The organism is Streptomyces europaeiscabiei (genome assembly GCF_036346855.1).
GTDB lineage: Bacteria > Actinomycetota > Actinomycetes > Streptomycetales > Streptomycetaceae > Streptomyces > Streptomyces europaeiscabiei.
Genome location: NZ_CP107841.1, coordinates 8,896,730 through 8,916,105, shown reverse-complemented (window position 1 = coordinate 8,916,105; position 19,376 = coordinate 8,896,730). Strand labels below are relative to the sequence as shown.

The 19,376-nt window shown below is 71.1% G+C and carries 19 protein-coding genes, 1 tRNA gene and 1 pseudogene; 12 read left to right on the top strand and 9 right to left on the bottom strand.

Translation table 11 applies throughout. The features are described from left to right. Positions 1–5: 5 nt before the first annotated feature. The 3 genes and pseudogenes from OG858_RS38755 to OG858_RS38745 all read left to right on the top strand — a co-directional run bounded on the left by OG858_RS38755 (position 6) and on the right by OG858_RS38745 (position 2,432). On the top strand, positions 6–902 hold the full coding sequence (locus tag OG858_RS38755) for an ABC transporter substrate-binding protein (RefSeq protein WP_328543978.1): 897 nt from the start codon (positions 6–8) through the stop codon (positions 900–902). Between the two features lie 296 nt (positions 903–1,198). Further along, positions 1,199–1,390, top strand: a pseudogene (locus OG858_RS38750) (3-oxoadipyl-CoA thiolase); the annotation flags it as partial. 238 nt (positions 1,391–1,628) lie between these two features. After that, on the top strand, positions 1,629–2,432 hold the full coding sequence (locus tag OG858_RS38745; RefSeq protein WP_319317397.1) for a GntR family transcriptional regulator: 804 nt from the start codon (positions 1,629–1,631) through the stop codon (positions 2,430–2,432). A gap of 53 nt (positions 2,433–2,485) precedes the next feature. On the opposite strand, the gene OG858_RS38740 is transcribed toward OG858_RS38745, so the two are convergent. Next, positions 2,486–2,908, bottom strand: coding sequence for a MarR family winged helix-turn-helix transcriptional regulator (locus OG858_RS38740; RefSeq protein ID WP_179201293.1), 423 nt, complete (start codon positions 2,906–2,908; stop codon positions 2,486–2,488). Between the two features lie 498 nt (positions 2,909–3,406). Here OG858_RS38740 and OG858_RS38735 point away from each other — a divergent pair, with 498 nt between their 5' ends. The 7 genes from OG858_RS38735 to OG858_RS38705 all read left to right on the top strand — a co-directional run bounded on the left by OG858_RS38735 (position 3,407) and on the right by OG858_RS38705 (position 9,784). After that, positions 3,407–4,573 carry an NAD(P)/FAD-dependent oxidoreductase gene (locus OG858_RS38735; RefSeq protein WP_086751078.1) on the top strand — a complete coding sequence of 389 codons (1,167 nt, stop codon included), beginning with the start codon at positions 3,407–3,409 and terminating at the stop codon, positions 4,571–4,573. Further along, a complete protein-coding gene (locus OG858_RS38730; RefSeq protein WP_319317401.1) occupies positions 4,570–4,869 on the top strand; it encodes a (2Fe-2S)-binding protein in 300 nt (99 codons plus the stop codon). Before OG858_RS38735 ends, OG858_RS38730 begins: the two co-directional genes overlap by 4 nt. After that, entirely contained in the window at positions 4,859–6,298 is a 1,440-nt protein-coding gene (locus tag OG858_RS38725) for an NAD(P)/FAD-dependent oxidoreductase (RefSeq protein ID WP_328543979.1), read from the top strand. Before OG858_RS38730 ends, OG858_RS38725 begins: the two co-directional genes overlap by 11 nt. A gap of 108 nt (positions 6,299–6,406) precedes the next feature. Continuing rightward, on the top strand, positions 6,407–7,303 hold the full coding sequence (locus OG858_RS38720) for a dihydrodipicolinate synthase family protein (protein ID WP_328543980.1): 897 nt from the start codon (positions 6,407–6,409) through the stop codon (positions 7,301–7,303). A gap of 26 nt (positions 7,304–7,329) precedes the next feature. Next, positions 7,330–8,331, top strand: a complete 1,002-nt coding sequence (locus tag OG858_RS38715) for a proline racemase family protein (RefSeq protein WP_319065772.1) — start codon at positions 7,330–7,332, stop codon at positions 8,329–8,331. Positions 8,332–8,374: 43 nt separating this feature from the next. Next, positions 8,375–9,079, top strand: a complete 705-nt coding sequence (locus OG858_RS38710) for a GntR family transcriptional regulator (protein ID WP_319266701.1) — start codon at positions 8,375–8,377, stop codon at positions 9,077–9,079. Between the two features lie 177 nt (positions 9,080–9,256). Continuing rightward, positions 9,257–9,784: an NUDIX hydrolase family protein gene (locus tag OG858_RS38705; RefSeq protein WP_060892508.1), complete on the top strand. Its 528-nt coding sequence runs from the start codon at positions 9,257–9,259 to the stop codon at positions 9,782–9,784. Between the two features lie 27 nt (positions 9,785–9,811). On the opposite strand, the gene OG858_RS38700 is transcribed toward OG858_RS38705, so the two are convergent. From OG858_RS38700 to OG858_RS38675, 6 genes are all read right to left on the bottom strand, one after another. Next, positions 9,812–11,272 (bottom strand): tetratricopeptide repeat protein, encoded by a 1,461-nt coding sequence (locus OG858_RS38700; RefSeq protein ID WP_086748611.1) that lies wholly within the window; start codon positions 11,270–11,272, stop codon positions 9,812–9,814. Between the two features lie 345 nt (positions 11,273–11,617). Then, entirely contained in the window at positions 11,618–12,805 is a 1,188-nt protein-coding gene (locus tag OG858_RS38695) for an ABC transporter ATP-binding protein (protein WP_327725344.1), read from the bottom strand. An 89-nt stretch (positions 12,806–12,894) separates the two neighbouring features. Continuing rightward, positions 12,895–13,728, bottom strand: coding sequence for a carbohydrate ABC transporter permease (locus tag OG858_RS38690; RefSeq protein ID WP_086748609.1), 834 nt, complete (start codon positions 13,726–13,728; stop codon positions 12,895–12,897). Beyond that, complete coding sequence (locus OG858_RS38685) at positions 13,728–14,687, bottom strand: carbohydrate ABC transporter permease (protein WP_086748608.1); 960 nt, start codon at positions 14,685–14,687, stop codon at positions 13,728–13,730. Before OG858_RS38685 ends, OG858_RS38690 begins: the two co-directional genes overlap by 1 nt. A 70-nt stretch (positions 14,688–14,757) precedes the next feature. Continuing rightward, positions 14,758–15,978: an ABC transporter substrate-binding protein gene (locus OG858_RS38680; RefSeq protein ID WP_319266584.1), complete on the bottom strand. Its 1,221-nt coding sequence runs from the start codon at positions 15,976–15,978 to the stop codon at positions 14,758–14,760. A gap of 431 nt (positions 15,979–16,409) precedes the next feature. Continuing rightward, positions 16,410–16,483 (bottom strand) — tRNA-Pro (locus OG858_RS38675). A 151-nt stretch (positions 16,484–16,634) separates the two neighbouring features. Between OG858_RS38675 and OG858_RS38670 the strand changes: the two genes are divergently transcribed. After that, entirely contained in the window at positions 16,635–17,336 is a 702-nt protein-coding gene (locus tag OG858_RS38670; protein ID WP_086748607.1) for a thiamine pyrophosphate-dependent enzyme, read from the top strand. 41 nt (positions 17,337–17,377) lie between these two features. After that, positions 17,378–18,283: a transketolase family protein gene (locus OG858_RS38665; RefSeq protein WP_328543981.1), complete on the top strand. Its 906-nt coding sequence runs from the start codon at positions 17,378–17,380 to the stop codon at positions 18,281–18,283. Positions 18,284–18,365: 82 nt separating this feature from the next. Here the strand turns inward: OG858_RS38665 and OG858_RS38660 are convergent, their stop codons facing one another. Both OG858_RS38660 and OG858_RS38655 read right to left on the bottom strand, forming a co-directional pair. Then, positions 18,366–18,725 (bottom strand): MmcQ/YjbR family DNA-binding protein, encoded by a 360-nt coding sequence (locus tag OG858_RS38660; protein ID WP_046707674.1) that lies wholly within the window; start codon positions 18,723–18,725, stop codon positions 18,366–18,368. An 88-nt stretch (positions 18,726–18,813) separates the two neighbouring features. Next, positions 18,814–19,371: a GNAT family N-acetyltransferase gene (locus OG858_RS38655; RefSeq protein ID WP_328545274.1), complete on the bottom strand. Its 558-nt coding sequence runs from the start codon at positions 19,369–19,371 to the stop codon at positions 18,814–18,816. Between the last annotated feature and the right edge of the window lie 5 nt (positions 19,372–19,376).

Sequence of the window (19,376 nt, the reverse complement as noted above, 5' to 3'; positions counted from 1 at the left end):
TCGCCATGCTTCCCGCGCTGAGCACGCCGCGCCCGCCCGGCGCCCCCACCCGACAGCTGACCGTGGGCGTCTTCCCCGGCTCCGGCAACGTGCATCTCCACCACGCCATCGACTCCGGATACTTCCAGCAGGCCGGCCTCGAGGTGAACCTCGTGCAGGTCGTCTCCTCGGACCAGCAGCTGGCCGGGTGGAACGATGACGACTTCGACATCATGCACACCTCTCCCGACCACCTGCTGCGCGGGGTACTGAAACGGGACCCCGTGGCCGTCCGGGCCGAGGGCATGGGCGAACTGGCTGTTCACCGGCGTCCCGGAACACCGCTGCCGACGGACCGGTGGGCGGTCGACAACGCGCGGAGCGCCTTCGCGTTCGTGCTGCGCGCCGTGCTCGCCGACGTCGCCGGCTCACCGGTGACCGACGACCAGCTCGTCCCGGTGGGGGGCACCTTGCAGAGGTTCCAGGCCCTGCGGACGGAGGACCTGGACGGGACGACGCTCCACCCGCCGTTCGACGTCCTCGCCGCCGACAAGGGCTTCCCTCGTGTCGGCGGCCACCTCCAGGTCGCCCCCGACCTCATCACCAACGTGGTGATCACCGCACGTGAGGTGGCCACCGCTTGGCACACCCGTGCCTATGTCGAGGTCTGCCGCGCGAGTACTGAGGAACTGCTGGCCTCCGGCGCACCGGGCATCGAGGCGGCTCTGCTGCGGCACGGTCCGCCCGCGGCTGCCGTCCGGGCCGCCGTGCCCGGTCTCCTCGGGCCCGCCGGCCTGTCGACCTCTCCCGAGGTGACCCTGCGCGGCATGGAGGCGGTGGCCGGCCTGCGCCGCCGCTTCGCTCCCGACTGGCAGCCCGCCCGCCCGCTGACGTCCCTGATCGGACCCGGCCAGGCAGACTGACGCAAGCCGTCGCCGAGGTGGAGTTCCCGCCGCCCACGCGGCATTACGAGACCGCCGACACGGGGTGCTCCGCTGCCCTGGGTCGCGCTGAACGTACTGATGCCCGAGCCGCCGCCACGCGCGGCTCGGGCATCAACGAGTGCCTGTCCGCCCGGACGGAGCAGGACGAGCGCGATACCGTGTGCGATCTTGCGGCGGTGCGCTTGCTGATCGATGGCCGCTCCATTCAGCCGGTTCTTGGCGTTGTCTGCGCAGGGAAAGAGAAGTGGACTGGTCGCCCGGGCCAATGCGACACGGTTGACGACCTCTTCTTCGGCAACGCCGACGGCGTCAGTGAGGAGAACCGCAATGCGGCACGTAAGGCGGCGCTCCCCGGAGACCGTGCCCGGCGTCACCATCAACCTGTTGTGCAGCTGAGGACTGGGGCCGCCATCCAGGCCGCATGGGCACTCGCGCTCGGTGACGCATCCCTCGCCCCGGCGGGTGGGTGGCGGTGCGGCGATCTGCGCTCGGCATGGGACAGGGCCTTGCCCTCGTTGTCGTGCGATGACGAGCAGGGGCCACCGGTGCGGTGTGGCCGGCGAAGCCACGACCTTCTCCACCCCCTCACAGGTGGATACAGTCATGCGCTGCCTGAACACGGTCAGGTCGACGTGGGCGGGCCATCCTCCCGAAGCTTGGGCGGATTGCCGTATCGGCTGCATACACACTGGGTAGACTGCCGGCGTGAGCAGAAGCAGGAACACGTCCCACGAGGAACAGCGGCCGGCCGACGACGGCGGCGATGTGCCGGCCCGGTCGGCGCCGCCGGACGAAAGCCCCGCGGCTGCTGCGGGCGGGCGCCGACTGGCTCTCGACGTCCACGGGCGGTTGCGCACCATGATCCTCAGCGGCGAGTTGCCTCCGGGGTCGGTGCTGCCCCAGGCCGAGATGGCCCGGAAGCTGGGCGTCAGCCGCACGCCCATGCGGGAGGCGTTCCGGCTGCTCCAGGAAGAGGGGCTCATCGACGCACGGCCCGACCAGCGAGCACGGGTGCGGTCGGTGGACCCCGAGGACCTGGACGCTGTCTACGGGGCCCGCATCATGCTCGAAACGCTCGCTGTCAGCATGACAGCCAAGACGTTCACGGCTACGGATGTCGAACGCATGAGTGCCGCCCTGAAGCGTATGCAGGGGTTGACGGTCGACGAACAGCCGGACGAATGGCACGCGGCGCACCACGAGTTCCACGGCATCGCCACCCAGGCGGTGGGGCCACAGCTGCAGCGCATGATCGCCTCGCTCGGCGAGCACAGCGAACGCTACATCCGCCTGGCCCAGCTCGGCGCGCACTCGTCATGGGGCAAGGCATACGCAGAGCACGAGGCGCTCCTGAAGGCACTGCGCCTGAGCGACCCGGTCGAAGCCGCACGCGTGGTCGCCCGTCATCTGGCGCGCACCGCGCTGAGCGTGCTGGCGGACATTGCCCCCGAGTACGAACCCGCGGCCACTCGGACGGCTCTGGGCATCGCGGGCAACAATCAGCCCTGACGTCGTGTGAGGTGCGTCGGTCCAGGGCCGCACGGAGGAACCGTCAGGAAAGCTCAGCCTCGGCCAGTGCCGTGAGCAGCCGCAGTGCCGTTGCTCCGTCCTGGACGGAGCGAGGACTCCAGCATCTGCTGGTTGATGTGCCGGGCGGGCGGGATGAGTTCCTCCAGCAACCGTGCACCGTCCGGTGTGAGGCACAGGATGGTGCGTCGGCGATCTCGTTCGTGGCGTACCTGCTGTACGCAGCCCCGGTCCACCAGGCGGCGGACGATGACGTTGACGGTGGAGCGGTCCAGCGAGGCTTCTTGGGACAGGGTTCGCTGGTCCACCTCCGGACGTCGGGCCACGGTGTTGAGCACGGCGAACTGCTGGGACGTGATGCCACGGGAGACGTGCGCTGCCCACAGGGCGGTGTGGACCTGTTCGCACCGCCGGATCAAGTACCCGATACAGGCGTCGAGTTGGAGTGCCTGAACCATTCGCTGTCCCATCCCTGCCCAGTGCGGTGCCGCCCCGGTGGAAGAACCTCGCGCAGGTCGAGAGTGTAGTGACCGGAGCGGCATGCGGTGATCAGCGGGCGAGTGCGGTGGCGTTGCCGGGCCGCTGGGCGCAGGGGCGGCGTGACCGGCGTCGACTCACACCTCCAGTCGGCCGATACGCTCGATCTCGACGACGACCCGAGTCTCTGGCGGCTGTCGCCGACCACTCCGGCTGCCCGAGGAGCGGCTGCTCATCCTCGCCCCCGCCGCCTGCTCGACCGCGTCTTCGGGTGGCTGCCGATCTGGGACATCAAACACCCGCCGCCGGAGCACACCAAGCCCGCCGGTCACCGCAAGCCGGCCGCCGGGCCGAATCGACTCTGCGCCACCTCACCGAGGTCCACGTCAGCTCAGGTGCCGCGCTCATCGCCCCCGCCCCACCCCCGGACGCCCGGCCGGGATATTCCGCGGCACAGAGCCATGTGACATAGTACTGATGTGACCGAGCGACTGACCTGCGACGTCGTGGTTGTGGGAGCGGGAATGGTGGGCGCGGCCTGCGCGCTGTACGCGGCCCGAGCGGGTCTGGGCGTCGCCGTGGTGGACCGCGGCCCGGTCGCCGGTGGCACCACCGGCGCCGGTGAGGGCAACCTCCTGGTCTCCGACAAGGAACCCGGCCCGGAGCTCGAACTCGCCCTGCTGTCCGGCCGCCTGTGGGCGGAGCTGGCCGCAGAGCCGGGCCTGGGAAAGGCGTTCGAGTACGAGGCGAAGGGCGGGCTCGTCGTCGCGTCCGCACCGGAGGGGCTCGCCGCTCTGGAACGGTTCGCGGCCGGGCAACGCACCGCAGGGGTCGAGGCGGTGACCGTTCCCGCACACCGGCTCCCGGATCTCGAACCGCACTTGGCGCCCGACCGCGCGGGCGGCGTGTACTACCCGCAGGACGCCCAGGTCATGCCCACCCTGGCCGCCGCCCATCTCCTGCGGACCTCCGGTGCCCGACTGCTCACCGGCCGGACCGTGACGGAGGTGCTGCGCGCACCGGACGGTGCCGTGCGCGGTGTACGGACCGACCGGGGCGATGTCCACGCTCCGGCGGTGGTGAACGCCGCCGGGACCTGGGGCGGCGAACTGGCGGCGCTCGCCGGAGTCACCCTCCCCGTCCTCCCCCGGCGTGGCTTCGTCCTCGTCACCGAACCGCTGCCGCCGATGGTGCGGCACAAGGTGTACGCCGCCGACTACGTGGCCGACGTGGCCAGCGACTCGGCGGCGCTCCAGACCTCCCCGGTCGTCGAGGGCACGGCCGCCGGGCCCGTGCTGATCGGCGCGAGCCGCGAACGGGTCGGCTTCGACCGGTCGTTCTCGCTGCCCGTCGTACGGGCGCTGGCGGCGGGTGCGACCCTGCTGTTCCCGTTCCTGGAGGGGGTCCGCGCGATGCGGACGTACGCCGGCTTCCGGCCGTACATGCCGGACCATCTGCCCGCGATCGGACCCGACCCCCGTGTCCCGGGTCTGTTCCACGCCTGCGGCCACGAGGGCGCCGGGATCGGCCTCGCCACCGGCACCGGGCAGTCGATCGCCCGGGTACTCGCCGGCGGGACGCCCGATCTGGACCTCACGCCGTTCCGCCCGGACCGGTTCGAAGAGTACGAGGGGGACGCGGCATGAACCCACTGGAGCTGGCACGGGCAGTGCCGGGACCCGCCTTCACCGTCACCCTCGACGGCCGTGACATGGAGGCCCTGCCCGGCCAGACGGTCGCGGCCGCGCTCTGGGCCGCCGGGGTCACGTCCTGGCGCACCACCCGGAGCGAGGGCCGGCCACGCGGGATCTTCTGCGGCATCGGCGTGTGCTTCGACTGCCTGGTCACCGTCAACGACCGCCCCAACCAACGGGCCTGTCTGGTTCCGCTCCGGCCGGGGGATGCCATCAGCACTCAGGAGGGGACGGGCCATGAGCACTGAACCCGGGCTGCCCCGTCTGGCGGTCGTCGGCGCCGGCCCCGCGGGCCTCGCCGCCGCCCTCGCGGCGGCCGGACAGGGCGTACGCGTCACGGTGGTCGACGCGGCGGAGGCACCCGGCGGCCAGTTCTACCGGCAGCCCGCGGCCGGGCTCGGCGCGCGGCGCCCCCAGGCCCTGCACCACCAGTGGCGCACGTGGCGGCGGCTGCGCGACGCTCTCGAACGGCAGGTCACCGCCGGCCGCGTCACGCATCTGCCGGACCACCATGTGTGGTGTGTGGAGCGGCACTGCGGGGGCGACCCCCGACGCTTCACCGTCCACGCCCTGCTCGGCCCCGACCAGGAAACCCCCGTCGAAGTGCGCGCGGACGCCGTCCTCCTCGCGACCGGCGGCTACGAGAAGGTGCTGCCCTTCCCCGGCTGGACCCTGCCCGGCGTGGTCACCGCCGGGGGCGCGCAGGCCCTGCTGAAGGGCGGGCTCGTGGTGTCCGGCCGTACGGCGGTCGTCGCCGGTACCGGACCACTGCTGCTGCCGGTGGCGACCGGACTCGCGGCGGCGGGCGTGACGGTGGCCGCGCTGGTGGAGTCGGCGGACCCGAAGGCCCTGGTGCGGCGGGCCGGAGCGTTGGTGGGCCGGGCGGACAAGCTCGCCGAAGGGGCCGGGTACGCGGTGGAGTTGCTGCGCCGCCGGGTGCGGACCCTCGTACGCCATACCGTCGTCGAGGCGCACGGCGACGACCGGCTGGAGGCCGTGACCGTCGCCGCGCTCGACGACGAGGGGCGCGTCCGGTCCGGCACCGAGCGGCGCATTGCCTGCGACACACTCGCCGTCGGGCACGGCATGCTCCCGCACACCGACCTCGCCGAGGCGCTCGGCTGCCGCGTCGAGCCCGCCGGGACGCGGGTGTGGGTCGACGACGAGCAGCGCACCGATGTGCCGGGGGTCTGGGCGGCGGGCGAGACCACCGGGATCGGCGGCGCGGCCCTCTCCCTCGCCGAGGGACACATCGCCGGGCGGTCGGCCGCCGCCCACCTCCTGGGCCGGCTTCCGGACCCGGGCAAGTGGGCGGGGGCCGCCAAGTCCCGTGGAATGCTGCGGGAGTTCTTCGCTGTGCTCGACACCGTGTACGTCCCGCCGGCGCGATGGACCGAGCAGGTCACCGACGACACGGTCGTCTGCCGGTGCGAGGAGGTCACCGCGGGAGCCGTCCGTGAGGCCGTCGGGGAGCTGGGCGCCGGGGACGTCCGGACGGTGAAACTCCTCACCCGTGCCGGGATGGGCTGGTGCCAGGGCCGGATGTGCGGGCCGGCGGTCGCGGGGATCGCGGGATGCTCGGAGGCCGTCGCCCGGCGGCCGTTCGCACGACCGGTGCCGCTGGGCGTACTGGCCCGTGCGGGAGAGACCTCCGAGGAGAGCGATGGCACCCCCTGAACGCTGACCCTTGAACCGGCACCGAAACCGGTAAGCCCTTCTACCTACAGGCACCCCCTGCGCCAGCGCGCGTCAGTGATATGTCACACCCCATTGAGAGGGATCCGCATGACCACCACCGATGACCGTCCCTGGCACGGCGTCCTCGTCGCCACCGCGCTCCCCCTCCGCGACGATCTCTCCGTCGACCACGACAAGTACGCCGAGCACTGCGCCTGGCTGGTCGAGAACGGCTGTGACGGTGTCGTACCGAACGGCTCGCTCGGCGAGTACCAGGTGCTGACGCCCGAGGAGCGCGCCAAGGTCGTCGAGACGGCCGTCGCCGCGATCGGCGGTGCGCGGGTCATGCCGGGGGTGGCGGCATACGGGTCCGCCGAGTCTCGGCGCTGGGCCGAGCAGGCGCGGGACGCGGGCTGCGCCTCGGTGATGTTGCTGCCGCCGAACGCCTACCGCGCCGACGAGCGGTCGGTCCTCGCGCACTATGCGGAGGTCGCGAAGGCGGGCGTCCCGGTCGTGGCGTACAACAACCCGATCGACACCAAGGTCGACCTCGTCCCCGAACTGCTCGCCAAGCTGCACTCAGAGGGGTACATCCGGGCCGTCAAGGAGTTCTCCGGCGATGTCCGCCGGGCTTACCAGCTCGCCGAACTCGCCCCGGAACTCGACCTGTTGATCGGCGCGGACGACGTGCTGCTGGAGCTGGCGCTCGCGGGCGCCAAGGGCTGGGTGGCGGGCTATCCGAACGCGCTGCCCGCCGCGACGGTCGAGCTGTACCACGCGGCGGTGGACGGCGACCTCGCGACGGCCAAGGATCTGTACGAGCAGTTGCACCCGCTGCTGCGCTGGGACTCGAAGGTCGAGTTCGTACAGGCCATCAAGTTGTCGATGGACATCGTGGGCCGGCACGGCGGACGCTGCCGTCCGCCTCGGGTGGAGCTGTTGCCTGAGCAGGAGGCCGTGATCCGGGCGGCCACCGAGAAGGCCGTCGCAGCGGGCCTCGCGTAGCCCACGTCAGAAAGGTAGGACCGGTCATGCGCAGCAAACTCGTCCTGCACGCCGTCGACTCGCACACCGAGGGCATGCCCACCCGGGTGATCACCGGCGGGATCGGCACGATCCCCGGCACGACCATGAACGAACGACGGCTGTGGTTCCGTGAACACCGCGACGACGTCAAGCAGTTGCTGATGAACGAGCCGCGCGGCCACGCGGCGATGAGCGGCGCGATCCTGCAGCCGCCGACCCGCCCCGACTGCGACTACGGCGTGCTCTACATCGAGGTCTCCGGCTATCTGCCCATGTGCGGCCACGGCACGATCGGGGTCGCGACCGTGCTCGTGGAGACCGGCATGGTCGAAGTCGTCGAGCCGGTCACCACCATCCGTCTCGACACCCCGGCGGGCCTCGTCGTCGCCGAGGTGGCGGTGGAGGACGGCGCGGCGAAGGCGGTCACGCTGCGGAACGTGCCGTCGTTCTCCGTCGGCCTCGACCGCAAGATCGCACTCGCCGACGGGCGGACGGTGACCTACGACCTCGCGTACGGCGGCAACTTCTACGCCATCCTGCCGCTGGAACAGTTCGGGCTGCCCTTCGACCGCGAACGCAAGGACGACATCCTGCGGGCCGGCCTCGCCCTGATGGACGCCGTCAACGCCGAGGAGGAGCCCGTCCATCCGGAGGACCCGTCGATCCACGGCCTCCACCACGTCCACCTGTACGCCCCCGGCGCCACCGCCCGGCACTCGCGCCACGCGATGGCCATCCACCCCGGCTGGTTCGACCGCTCACCCTGCGGGACGGGCACCAGCGCGCGCATGGCGCAACTGCACGCGCGCGGCGAACTGCCGTTGCACACCGAGTTCGTGAACGAGTCCTTCATCGGCACCCGGTTCACGGGGCGGCTGCTCGGTGAGACCGAGGTGGCCGGTGTCCCGGCCGTGCTCCCCAGCTTCACCGGCCGCGCCTGGATCACCGGCACGGCCCAGTATCTGCTCGACCCGTCCGACCCGTTCCCCTCCGGATTCGTCCTCTAGGATTCCGGGACTTCAGGACTCCAGGAGAGACCGCATGCCCCCCATGGCCTCGCAGCGCACCGGCGCCCCGTCCGCCGCCGCTCCCCCGGCCCCCGCCCTGCCGGTGCTCGGCGGCAAGAAGAGCAGTTACCGGGAGCGGGTCGCCGACGCGCTGCGGGCCGCGCTGATCGCCGGTGAGCTGCGGCCGGGCGAGGTGCACTCCGCGCCCGCGCTCGCCGCCCGCTTCGGCGTCTCGGCGACGCCGGTGCGCGAGGCCATGCTGGATCTGGCCAAGGAGGGCCTGGTCGACACCGTGCCCAACAAGGGGTTCCGGGTCACCGCCGTCACCGAGAAGCAGCTCGACGAGTACACCCACGTCCGCTCGCTCATCGAGATCCCGACCACCGTCGGCCTGGCCCGGACCGCCGACCCGGTCTCCCTGGAGGCGCTGCGGCCCGCCGCCCGGGAGATCGTCGCCGCCGCGGCTGCCGGCGACCTCATCGCGTACGTCGAGGCCGACACCCGCTTCCATCTCGGTCTGCTGGCTCTCGCGGGCAACGCGCACCTCGTCGAGGTGGTCGGTGACCTGCGCAAACGCGCCCGCCTCTACGGCCTGACCGCACTCGTCGAGTCCGGCCGTCTGCTCTCCTCCGCGCAGGAGCACCTGGAACTCCTGGACGCCCTCCTCGACCGCGACGAGGCCGCCGTGCACGCGGTGATGACCCGCCACCTCGGTCACGTGCGCGGAATGTGGGCCGCGCACGACTGATCGTCGAAGCGACGCACGCGAGCGGCACGACCGATCACCGACGCGACGCATACGAACCGCACGACCGATCACCGACGCGACGCATGCGGGCGGAGCGACGCGGGCATCTGTGACAAGTGTGATCGGAGCGACGCGCGCTCCGGCTGACGTTGAAAGTATGATCGGCCAATGTCTGACATGACCGAAACCACGCCGGGCTGGCTGCCGTCCGACGAGCTCGAATCGGCGCGCGCCCGGATGCCGATCCTGTACGTCGAGGCGGTGCCCGTGCGCGTCGACGACAGCGGCGAAGTCACCAGTATCGGCCTGCTGCTGCGCATCGGCCCGGACGGGACGGTCAGCCGCAATCTGGTCTCCGGCCGCGTGATGCACCACGAGCGGGTGCGTGACGCGCTCCTGCGGCACCTGGAGAAGGACCTCGGGCCGGTGGCGCTGCCGCGCGTCCCGTCGGCACTGCAGCCCTTCACCGTCGCCGAGTACTTCCCGACACAGGGCATCACTCCGTTCCACGACCCGCGTCAGCACGCGGTGTCCCTCGCCTACATCGTCCCGGTGTCCGGCGACTGCCGCCCCCGGCAGGACGCTCTCGACCTGGTGTGGTTCAGCCCCCAGGAGGCGGCGTCGGAGTCGGTCCAGAACGAGATGCCGGGCGGCCAGGGAGTCCTGCTGAAGCAGGCTCTGGCACACGTGGGCTGTCTGTCCTAGCCGGGAGCGGGTCGTGGCGGCCTGGGCTCAGGGCCTCCGTACGAGATAGGTGTCGTGCGGGTTGCGGCTCAGCCTCTTGGCGGCGGGCGCCGCCAGTTCGGTCGCCGTGTCGCGGGCGGCGGCGGCGCGGCCCGCTTCGCCGAGGGCATCGGCGAGACGGGCCTGGCCGAGCCAGTTGTAGGGGCTGTGGGGGCTCAGGCCGGTGCGTTCGCCGAGCAGGAGCCGCGCCAGGTCGTCCCGGCGGGCGCGGATGGCCGCCTCCAGCAGGGTCCGCTGGATCGCGTCCCGCTGGGCGTGGCTGCCGCCGAAGATGTGCAGTCGCCGGCGGATGGGCCAGAGCAGCTCCACGACCGCCCGGTAGTCCTCCCGGACGTACGCCACCAGCGCCTCGCACACGGGCAGCCCGATCTCGCCCGTCATCACACGGTTGGTGCCGGGCCGCCCGCCCTGCCGGGCCTCCCGCAGCCAGCGCCGCCGGTCGGCGACGAACGCGTCCGCCGTCTCCAGCCGTCCCGCTCCCGCGAGGGCCATGACGGCGTGCACGTCGTTGAAGGCGTAGAACGGCGGGTCCTCGCGCGCGGCCCACGCGTCGGCGAGGGTCCGCCAGCGGTCCCCCTGGTCCCGGTCGTCGAGGAGGAACCGCCACAACAGCGAGGCGGCGTCGAGGAGTTCCATGACGAACCCGGTCGAGTCCTTGTGGTGCAGTACGGCGTCGTAGATCCGCAGGGCCGTCGCGGTGTCGCCCGCCTCCAGCGCGTAGAGGGCGTAGTGCCACCAGCTGTGGACCGTCAGCAGACTGCCGCTCGCCCAGTCGTCCAGACGCGCGTGGAGGAAGTCGAGCCCCTCGGCGAACCGACCCTGCATCTCGTGTACGTGGACGACCGCGTGGATGGCCCAGATGTCACGGGAGTTCGTCTCCACGGCGGCCCGAGCCATCTCCTGCGCCCTGTCGTAGTGCCCCGACTCCTCCAGGCCGAACGCGTACATGCCCATGAGCGGCCCACGATGGGGGTCGTCCGCGTCCCACGCGGGCAGGGCCCCGCCGATCCGGTCCCGCAGCCGCGTCGCGTCCCCCGTGAAGAAGTCGAGCTGATGGCCCACCGCCAGGGCCAGCGGATCACGCGGGCACTCCACGACCAGTTCCTCCAGCACCTGCCCGGCCCGCCCCAGATCGCCCCCGAGCCAGGCCTCCGCCGCGGCCATGTGCATCCGCTCCCGCCGGGGCAGCGCCGCACGGTCCAGCCCGGCGTCGAAGTCCGCGAAACGCCGGCCCGCCTCGTCGGCGTCCCTCGGCTCGGTCCCCAGCACCCCCAGATACGCCGCGAACGCCTGGGCCAGAGGCGCCCTCGGGCACGCGGCCACCGCGTCCGCGACGGCGGCCGGGAACTCGGGCCGGAAGAACAGCAGCCCCTCCACGGCCCGGTCCAGGTGCCCCGCGCCTTCGGCGGTGCACTCGTACAGGCGGTTTCCGTACCGGTCGGTCACCATGGCAGCTCATCTCCGGCGCGTGTCGAGGGTCCTCGGCCTGCGGTCGTCGACCCGTGACGGCACGGATCACCCCGCGACCCCCATCAAAGCGACCGACACTCCCCCAGGTCCACCGAGCACCCCCGACACACCCCTCATCACCACCGTGCGCCGCGAGATCGGCTCCCCGGCAGGCTGCGCCGGCTCCCCGGAAGGCTCGTAGTCGGCTGCTTCTGCGCAAGTCGGGACGACAGAACGTGAACGTGCGCCCCCTGACCCCCCAGTGGTGCGGGCCACCTATGTTGTCGGCGCACAACAGCTCCCACCCGGGCGCGTGTCGGGCGTCGGTCGCCCTGCCGTGCGGCGTCAGTCCGCCCTCACCGGATGTGTGAGGTTCGCTCCCGTCGCCGGGTCGAACACATGCGCCTTGGCCATGTCGACCTGGAGCTCCACCGGCTCGCCCTCACGGGCACGCGTGGCGGCGTCCAGGCGGGCCACGATGTGATGGGTGTCGGCCCCGGTGTCGCGCAGGCCGGAGTCCTTGGCGAGCTCCTCCAGTTCGGCGGTCGTCGCGGGTCCGCCCTCCGCGGTGAAGTAGACATACACATCGGAGCCCAGCGACTCCAGTACCTCCACGGTGGCGGTGAAGACCGGGCCCGTCCGGTCCCGGTCGTGCGACACGGCCACGTCCTCGAATGCCTCCGGCCGCAGCCCGACGATGACCTCGCGGGGCGCGTTCTGCCGTTCCAGGGCCTGCCTCGTACGGTCGTCGAGGGTCAGGTCGCCCAGGGACGAGCGCAGCGCACCTTCCTCCAGTGTGGCGTTCACGAAGTTCATGGCCGGGGAGCCGATGAAGCCCGCGACGAAGATGTTGCGCGGCAGGTCGTAGAGCTCGGCGGGTGTGCCGATCTGCTGGACCAGTCCCTGTCTCATCACCACGACCCGGTCGCCGAGCGTCATCGCCTCGGTCTGGTCGTGGGTGACGTACACGGTGGTCGTGCCGAGGCGCCGCTGCAGCCGGGAGATCTGGGTGCGCATCTGTACCCGGAGCTTGGCGTCCAGGTTGGACAGCGGCTCGTCCATCAGGAACGCCTTGGGATCACGGACGATCGCCCGCCCCATGGCCACCCGCTGGCGCTGACCGCCCGAGAGGTTGGCGGGCTTGCGGTCCAAGTGGTCGGTCAGGTCGAGGATCCGGGCGGCCTCCGTCACCTTGGCGTCGATGGTGGCCTTGTCCACCTTGGCCAGGCGCAGCGGGAAACCCATGTTCTCCCGGACGTTCATGTGCGGGTACAGGGCGTAGCTCTGGAACACCATGGCGACATCGCGTTCCTTGGGAGCGAGGTCGTTGACGACCTGGTCTCCGATGCGCAGGGTGCCCTCGGTGATGTCCTCCAGCCCGGCGATCATGTTCAGGGTGGTGGACTTGCCGCATCCCGACGGACCGACCAGGATCACGAACTCCCCGTCGGCGATCTCGAGGTCCACGTCCTTCACGGCGAGGGCCCCGTCGGGAAAGCGCTTGGTTACTCCCTCGAGGATGAGCTCGGCCATGGTGGTGTCTCCTTGCCTTCATGCCTTCCGGGTCCGAGCACTGCGGTCGGCGTCTCGGACCGGTGGCCTGTCTGCCACGGTCGGCCCGTTCACCCCTTGACTGCCCCGGAGGTCAGCCCGGCGACGATCCGCCGCTGGAAGAACAGGACGAAAAGGATGATCGGGATGGTGATGACCACAGCGGCGGCGGCGATCGACCCTGTGGGCTGCTGGAACTGGGAGCTCCCGGTGAAGAACGCGATCGCGGCGGGCACGGTGCGCGCGGACTCGGTGGACGTCAGCGAGATCGCGAACAGGAAGTCGTTCCAGCAGAAGATGAACACGAGGATGGCCGTGGTGAACACGCCCGGCGCGGCCAGCGGCACGATGACCATCCGGAAGGCCTGCGCGGGCGTCGCCCCGTCGACCTTGGCGGCCTTCTCCAGATCCCAGGGGATCTCCCGGAAGAAGGCCGACAGGGTGTAGATCGCGAGCGGCAGGGAGAAGGTCATGTACGGGATGATCAGCCCGACCCAGGTGTCGAAGATCCCGATGATCCGCTCGATGTTGAACAGCGGTGACACCAGGGAGATTGGCGGGAACATGGCGATCAGCAGGGACATGCCGATGAGCACCCGCTTGCCGGGGAAGCGGAGCCTGGCCACCGCATAGGCGGCCATGGTGCCGAGCGCCACCGCGATCACCGTGGCGATCAGGGCGATCCCGATCGAGTTGATCAGGGCCCGGGTGAACTCGGCGGTCTCGAAGATGCCCTGGTAGTTCTCCCAGGTCCAGTCCGTGGGGATGTAATTGCCGTCCGTCAGGGTGGCGGGGTCCTTGAACGACAGGGCGGCGATCCACCAGACGGGGAACAGGGCGTACAGCACCACCACCACGTTGACGACACCCCAGCGGGCGGCATGCGACTTCCCGACCTCGGCCATCAGCGCTTCACCTCCGCGCCGGGCGCCGCGGTGCCGAACAGCTTGACGAAGGTGAAGGCGATGATCCCGACGCAGAGGAAGATCAGGACCGAGATCGCCGACCCGATGCCCAGGTTCAGCGAGGTGAACAGGTTGTCGTACCCGAGGATCGACAGGGAGCCGGTCCCCTGGGCGCCCGCGGTCAGGATGTAGATGTTGTCGAAGATCCGGAACGCGTCCAGTGTGCGGAAGAGCAGGGCCACCAGGACGGCCGGTTTCATCAGCGGCAGCATGATCTTGGTGAAGCGCTGCCAGGCGGTGGCACCGTCCACCATGGCCGCCTTCATGGTCTCCTCGGGGACCAGCGCGAGGCCCGCGAGCAGCAGCAGGGCCATGAACGGCGTCGTCTTCCACACCTCGGCCAGGATGATCAGCCAGAGGGCGGGCCACTGCTCGGTCAGCGGGGCCTCCCCTTCGGGCAACAGCTCGGCGAGGTACCCGAGGTCCGGGGTCCAGGCGTACTGCCAGGAGAAGGCGGCGACCACGGTGACGATGCCGTACGGGACGAGGACCGACGTGCGGACGACGCCGCGCCAGAAGATCGTGCGGTGCATCACCAGGGCGAGCCCCATGCCGAGGACCAGTTCGATCGTCACGGACACGGCGGTGATGAACAGCGTGACCCAGAAGGCGTCCCACCAGAACGGGGAGGACAGCACCGCCCCGTAGTTGCTCAGGCCCACGAACTCCGCCTGTCCGGGAAAGCGCAGATCGTACCGCTGGAGGGACAGATAGACGGCGTACCCGATGGGGTAGGCGGTCACGGCGACCATGACGACGACCGCGGGCGCGCAGAGCAGCCAGCCGAGCCGCCGCTCCTGCCTGGCGCCCGCCGAGAGTGCCGCCCGGTCCGGCCCCGTCTGCTCCGTCTCCGCCTCGGGGGGCGGCGGGGCTGCGGCCGGTTGCGGCCGCGTGCTCATCTCGGGCCGTCCGAGGAGGAGGCCCGCGCACTGCGGCGCCGGCCGGCCAAGTGGTGCGGGAAGAGGTGGTTCACGGGATCACACCCTCGGATCGCAGGGCATCGTCGATCTGCTCCCTGATGGTGTTGACGGAGCTCTCCGGTTCGATCCCTGACGGCGGAGACAGCGTGTGGGAGACCGCGATCGACACGTTCTGGTAGACCGGGGTGATCGGGCGCACGCTCGCCGACTCCAGGGCGGCCAACACGTCCTTGGAGAAGGGGTACTCCTTCATGAACGCGGGCTCGTCGTACAGGGCGCGCAGGGTGGGCGGCAGACCGCCCTCGAGCGCGGCGGTGAGCTGGTTCTCCCGGTTGCGCAGGCACAGCGCCGCCTCGAAGGCCAGGTCGGGGTGGCGCGAGTAGGTGCTCACCGCCAGATCGATGCCGCCGATGGTGGGCCGTGCCGGGCGGTTCGGATCGACCCGGGGGTACGGCGCCCAGCGGAAGTTCTTGAACAGTGCGGGGTTGTTCGCCTTCATCGACGGATAGACGAACGGGTAGTTGAGCTCGAACGCCGCCGTCCCCGACTCCATGGCGAGCCGGTTCTGGTCCTCCATCTGGTTGGGCAGGGAAGGGTCCGCGGCCGGGGACTTCGCCAGATCACGCATGACCCCGGCGGCCCGCACAGCGGGAGGACCGAGGGAGGGCTCGGTCGCGCTCGCATTGAGGATGGAGCCGCCCGCGCTGTTGATCAGCGTGTTGAACCAGACGGTCAGGCCCTCGTACTGGGCACCCTGGATCTCCACGAAGTGCGGTTTGCCCTGCCGGGCGAGGGCACCGGCCATGTCCAGCATCTCGGCCCAGGTCCTCGGTGGGGTGGGCACCAAATCCTTGCGGTACCACAGGAGCTGGGTGTTGGTGTTGTACGGGACGGCGTACAGCTTGTCCTTCCAGGTCGAGGTCTGCAGCGGTACGCGCAGGGTGCCCTCGGTGGCCTGCTGCTTCGCCGCCCCCGTCCATTCCCGGATCCAGCGCGCCTCGGCGAACTCCGCCGCCCAGGTGACGTCCAGGCCCAGGATGTCGAGCGAGTCGTCCTCGGCGGCGAGTCTGCGGACAAGCTGCTGGCGCTGGCCGTCCGCGGCACGCGGGAGCTTGTTGTAGCTGATCCGGTAGCGGCCGCCCGACGCCCGGCTGCACCGGTCGGCCGCCTTCTGGAGCGCACCGGAGTCGTCGGGGAAGTTGTACCAGTTGAGGGTGGGCGTGCCGGTGTCCTCGTCACCGCCACAAGCGGCGAGCACCGACGCCAGCAACGGCAGTACGGCGAACGCCCGCAGCCATCGTGTCCCTCTGGGACGTCCTTTCCGACCCGAAACCGGCCGGCAGCCGCACCTCGCGTGCACGCGCTCCACACCTCGCTTCCGGACGGTGGCACGGGACTCGGACCTCGCAGTGTTGCTCCCGGAACACTAAAGACGACATAAAGCAAGATCAAGCACATATCGCATCGAATCACCCGTCGGCCTTACTCGGGTCGCCTCGGCGAACCTGCAGGCACTATGCGGGCACTAAAGGGGGACGGCGCGCTCAGGGTGCTCGCGACAGCCCGCTTCGCCGCCGGGGGACGAATGGAAGAGAGCGTCGTACGGCCGTCACACAGCGCCCGGTCCCCGTCTGGCCCCCAAAACGACGAAGAGGCCACTCCGGATCAACCGGAATGACCTCCGACCTGCTACTTCGCAAGTCGGGACGACAGGATTTGAACCTGCGACCCCTTGACCCCCAGTCAAGTGCGCTACCAAGCTGCGCCACGTCCCGTTGCCCGTCTGACCTGGGGTTTCCCCTGGCTGAACGTGCACCGAAACAATACCGCACTCGGGCCCGTGGTCGCGCACCCGTTTATCGGCGGACGGGGCCGCCAAAGTCCGCGCTTGACCTGAAGCTTGGTCGAGGTTGCAGGCTCGTCGGTATGACGACGACAGCGGAACGTACGTATGGGTTCGCGGACATGCCCGGACTGATGGGGCTGATGACGGGGGCCGAGAAGCACGGGCCGGCGGCCACGTCCACGCTGGACGTGCTGTGGGTGCTCTACGACCGGGTGCTACGGGTGGGGCCGGGGCGGATGGAGGACCCGGAGCGGGATCGGTTCCTGTTGTCGAAGGGGCACGGGCCGATGGCGTACTACGCGGTGCTCGCGGCGAAGGGGTTCGTGCCGGTCGACTGGCTGCCCGGCTTCGGCTCGTACGACTCGCCGCTCGGCCACCACCCGGACCGGGTGCTCGTGCCGGGCGCGGAGATCGGCAGCGGGTCGCTCGGGCACGGGCTGCCGATCGCGGTCGGGACGGCTCTCGGGCTGCGGGCCCAGGGGCGGGCCGACCCGGCGGTGTGGGTGCTGATCGGGGACGCCGAGCTGGACGAGGGCAGCAACCACGAGGCGATCGCGTATGCCGGCCCCGCCGGGCTCGACCGGCTGCACACCGTCGTGATCGACAACTCCTCCGCCAGCCATGCCCTGCCGGGCGGGATCGCCGCCCGGTTCGAGGTGGCGGGCTGGTCCGCCGAAACCGTGGACGGGCGCGACCACGAGGCGCTGTACGCCGCCTTCACCGCGCCGCATCCGGGCCGGCCGCGGGTCGTGGTGGCCCGCGTCGAGCCGAAGAACGCCTGAGTTTCTGGTTCCCCCGACTCCACTGAAAGGAAAGAGACTTCATGGACACCATGCGTGACCGTTTCGCCCCCGTCGTCTCCCGGCTGCTCGACGAGGACCCCCGGGTCGCCGTGGTCCTCGCCGAGATCGGCAGGGACGGCTTCACGGAGGCGTCGCGCAGGCATCCGGACCGGGTGGTCAACGTCGGCATCCGGGAGCAGTTGCTGGTCGGCGCGGGTGCGGGCCTGGCGCTGGCCGGGATGCGGCCCGTGCTGCACACCTTCGCGAGCTTCCTGGTGGAGCGGCCCTTCGAGCAGGTGAAGCTGGATCTCGGGCACCAGGACGTGGGCGCGGTGCTGGTCAGCGCCGCCGCCTCCTACGACTGGCCCGCGGGCGGCCAGACCCACATGGCACCCGGCGACGTGGCCCTCCTCGACACGCTCGACGGCTGGACCGTGCACGTGCCGGGCCATCCCGACGAGGCCGAGACCCTGCTCCGGCACGCGGTCGGCGCGGGCGAGGGCAAGGACGACAAGGTGTACGTGCGGCTGTCCGCGCAGTCCAACGGGCGGGCGCTCACCGTGGACGGGCAGCGGTTCCGCACCGTGCGCGAGGGGCGGCGCGGGGTGGTCGTCGCCGTCGGGCCGATGCTCGACGCCGTCCTGGCGGCCACGGAGGGGCTCGACGTGACCGTGCTGTACGCGACCACCGTCCGCCCCTTCGACTCGGCCGCGCTGCGCCGGGCCACCCGGTCGGCGGGCACGGACGTCGTCCTGGTCGAGCCCTGGCTGGCCGGCACGTCCACGGCCGCCGCGAACGACGCGCTGGCCGATGTGCCGCACCGGGTGCTCGGGCTGGGGGTGGGCCGGAGGGAGCTGCGGCGGTACGGGCGAATGGAGGAACACGTGGCCGCGCACGGGTTGGACGCGGCCTCGTTGCACGAGCGGATCGCGGGGTTCCTGTGGTAGCGGGCCGGGGCCCGATCGGGGTGGCCGACGGCGGTGGCGCCGAGGCGCCCGGCGCCGACGCTCCGAGGGGGTCGAGCCGCCGTCAGTCGGCGGCCGGGAGTCCCAACTCCGGGTGGGCGTCGAGGAGTCCGGTCGGGGCCGCCTGGCGCCAGGAGTCGGCGAGGATGTCGCGCAGCTCGGGCTCGCCCTCCAGGGCGGAGAGCCGCACCCTCACCCACGCGAACCCCGCCTCGTGGTCGGCGATCCAGAACTTGCCGGGCTCGGCGAGGACCAACTCGTCGCGCTCCTCCTTCGGGCAGCGCACGGCCATGGACGTCTCGTCCTCCGGCAGGGTCGCGAACATCTTCGCCGCCACCCGGAAGGTGGGCATGTTCCAGGCGACCTTCTCCGTGGTGTCGGGCAAGGAGAGGGCGACACGTCGTACGTCTTCGGCATCCGGCATGAGACGCACCGTAGCGGTCACCACTGACAATCACCCGGCCGGAGCCGGAGCCGGTGCCGCACCTTGCCGACGAGGCCGCGTGACATGTCTAGGCGGAGACGGCGGCACCCACCCGCTTGTAGTGGATCGACGTCGGCCGCAGCGTCCCGTGCGGGTCCGCCGCGTAGTCGGGGATCGTCCCGATCCGGGTCCACCCGGCTCGGTCGTAGAGGCGCTCGGCGGGGCTGCCGGTCTCGGTGTCCAGGTGGAGCAGGGTGATGCCCGCGTCGGCGGCGGCCCGTTCGGCGGTCGCGAGCAGCGCGCGGCCGAGGCCCTGTCCACGGTCGTCCCGGTGGACCATCAGCTTGACGAGTTCGGCCCGGTGACGGCTGTTGGGCTTGTCCGGGAAGACGAGACCGACCGTGCCGACCACCCTGTCACCGTCGCGCGCCACCCACACGGCGAGACCGCCGGCCGCCACCGCGTTCACGCGCTCCTCCCACCAGGCGACGGCCGCCGCCCGGTCGAGCGGGGCGAGGAAGCCGATCGAGGCACCGCCGTGCACGGTGTCGACCAACAGGTCCGCCAACTCCTCGACGAGGGAGCGTGGTGGCGAGCCATCGAGCCGGGAGATCACTGTCCCGGACGCTGGCGAGGCCCCGGTCATGGACT

Bases quoted from the DNA above. Each gene is read 5' to 3' on its own strand.
- OG858_RS38700 (WP_086748611.1), bottom strand. From the start codon at position 11,272: ATGGTGACCGACCGGTACGGAAACCGCCTGTACGAGTGCACCGCCGAA.
- OG858_RS38725 (WP_328543979.1), top strand. From the start codon at position 4,859: ATGAGCACTGAACCCGGGCTGCCCCGTCTGGCGGTCGTCGGCGCCGGC.
- OG858_RS38690 (WP_086748609.1), bottom strand. From the start codon at position 13,728: ATGGCCGAGGTCGGGAAGTCGCATGCCGCCCGCTGGGGTGTCGTCAAC.
- OG858_RS38755 (WP_328543978.1), top strand. From the start codon at position 6: ATGCTTCCCGCGCTGAGCACGCCGCGCCCGCCCGGCGCCCCCACCCGA.
- OG858_RS38705 (WP_060892508.1), top strand. From the start codon at position 9,257: ATGACCGAAACCACGCCGGGCTGGCTGCCGTCCGACGAGCTCGAATCG.
- OG858_RS38695 (WP_327725344.1), bottom strand. From the start codon at position 12,805: ATGGCCGAGCTCATCCTCGAGGGAGTAACCAAGCGCTTTCCCGACGGG.
- OG858_RS38720 (WP_328543980.1), top strand. From the start codon at position 6,407: ATGACCACCACCGATGACCGTCCCTGGCACGGCGTCCTCGTCGCCACC.
- OG858_RS38740 (WP_179201293.1), bottom strand. From the start codon at position 2,908: ATGGTTCAGGCACTCCAACTCGACGCCTGTATCGGGTACTTGATCCGG.
- OG858_RS38655 (WP_328545274.1), bottom strand. From the start codon at position 19,371: ATGACCGGGGCCTCGCCAGCGTCCGGGACAGTGATCTCCCGGCTCGAT.
- OG858_RS38670 (WP_086748607.1), top strand. From the start codon at position 16,635: ATGACGACGACAGCGGAACGTACGTATGGGTTCGCGGACATGCCCGGA.
- OG858_RS38660 (WP_046707674.1), bottom strand. From the start codon at position 18,725: ATGCCGGATGCCGAAGACGTACGACGTGTCGCCCTCTCCTTGCCCGAC.
- OG858_RS38730 (WP_319317401.1), top strand. From the start codon at position 4,570: ATGAACCCACTGGAGCTGGCACGGGCAGTGCCGGGACCCGCCTTCACC.
- OG858_RS38715 (WP_319065772.1), top strand. From the start codon at position 7,330: ATGCGCAGCAAACTCGTCCTGCACGCCGTCGACTCGCACACCGAGGGC.
- OG858_RS38685 (WP_086748608.1), bottom strand. From the start codon at position 14,687: ATGAGCACGCGGCCGCAACCGGCCGCAGCCCCGCCGCCCCCCGAGGCG.
- OG858_RS38710 (WP_319266701.1), top strand. From the start codon at position 8,375: ATGGCCTCGCAGCGCACCGGCGCCCCGTCCGCCGCCGCTCCCCCGGCC.
- OG858_RS38665 (WP_328543981.1), top strand. From the start codon at position 17,378: ATGGACACCATGCGTGACCGTTTCGCCCCCGTCGTCTCCCGGCTGCTC.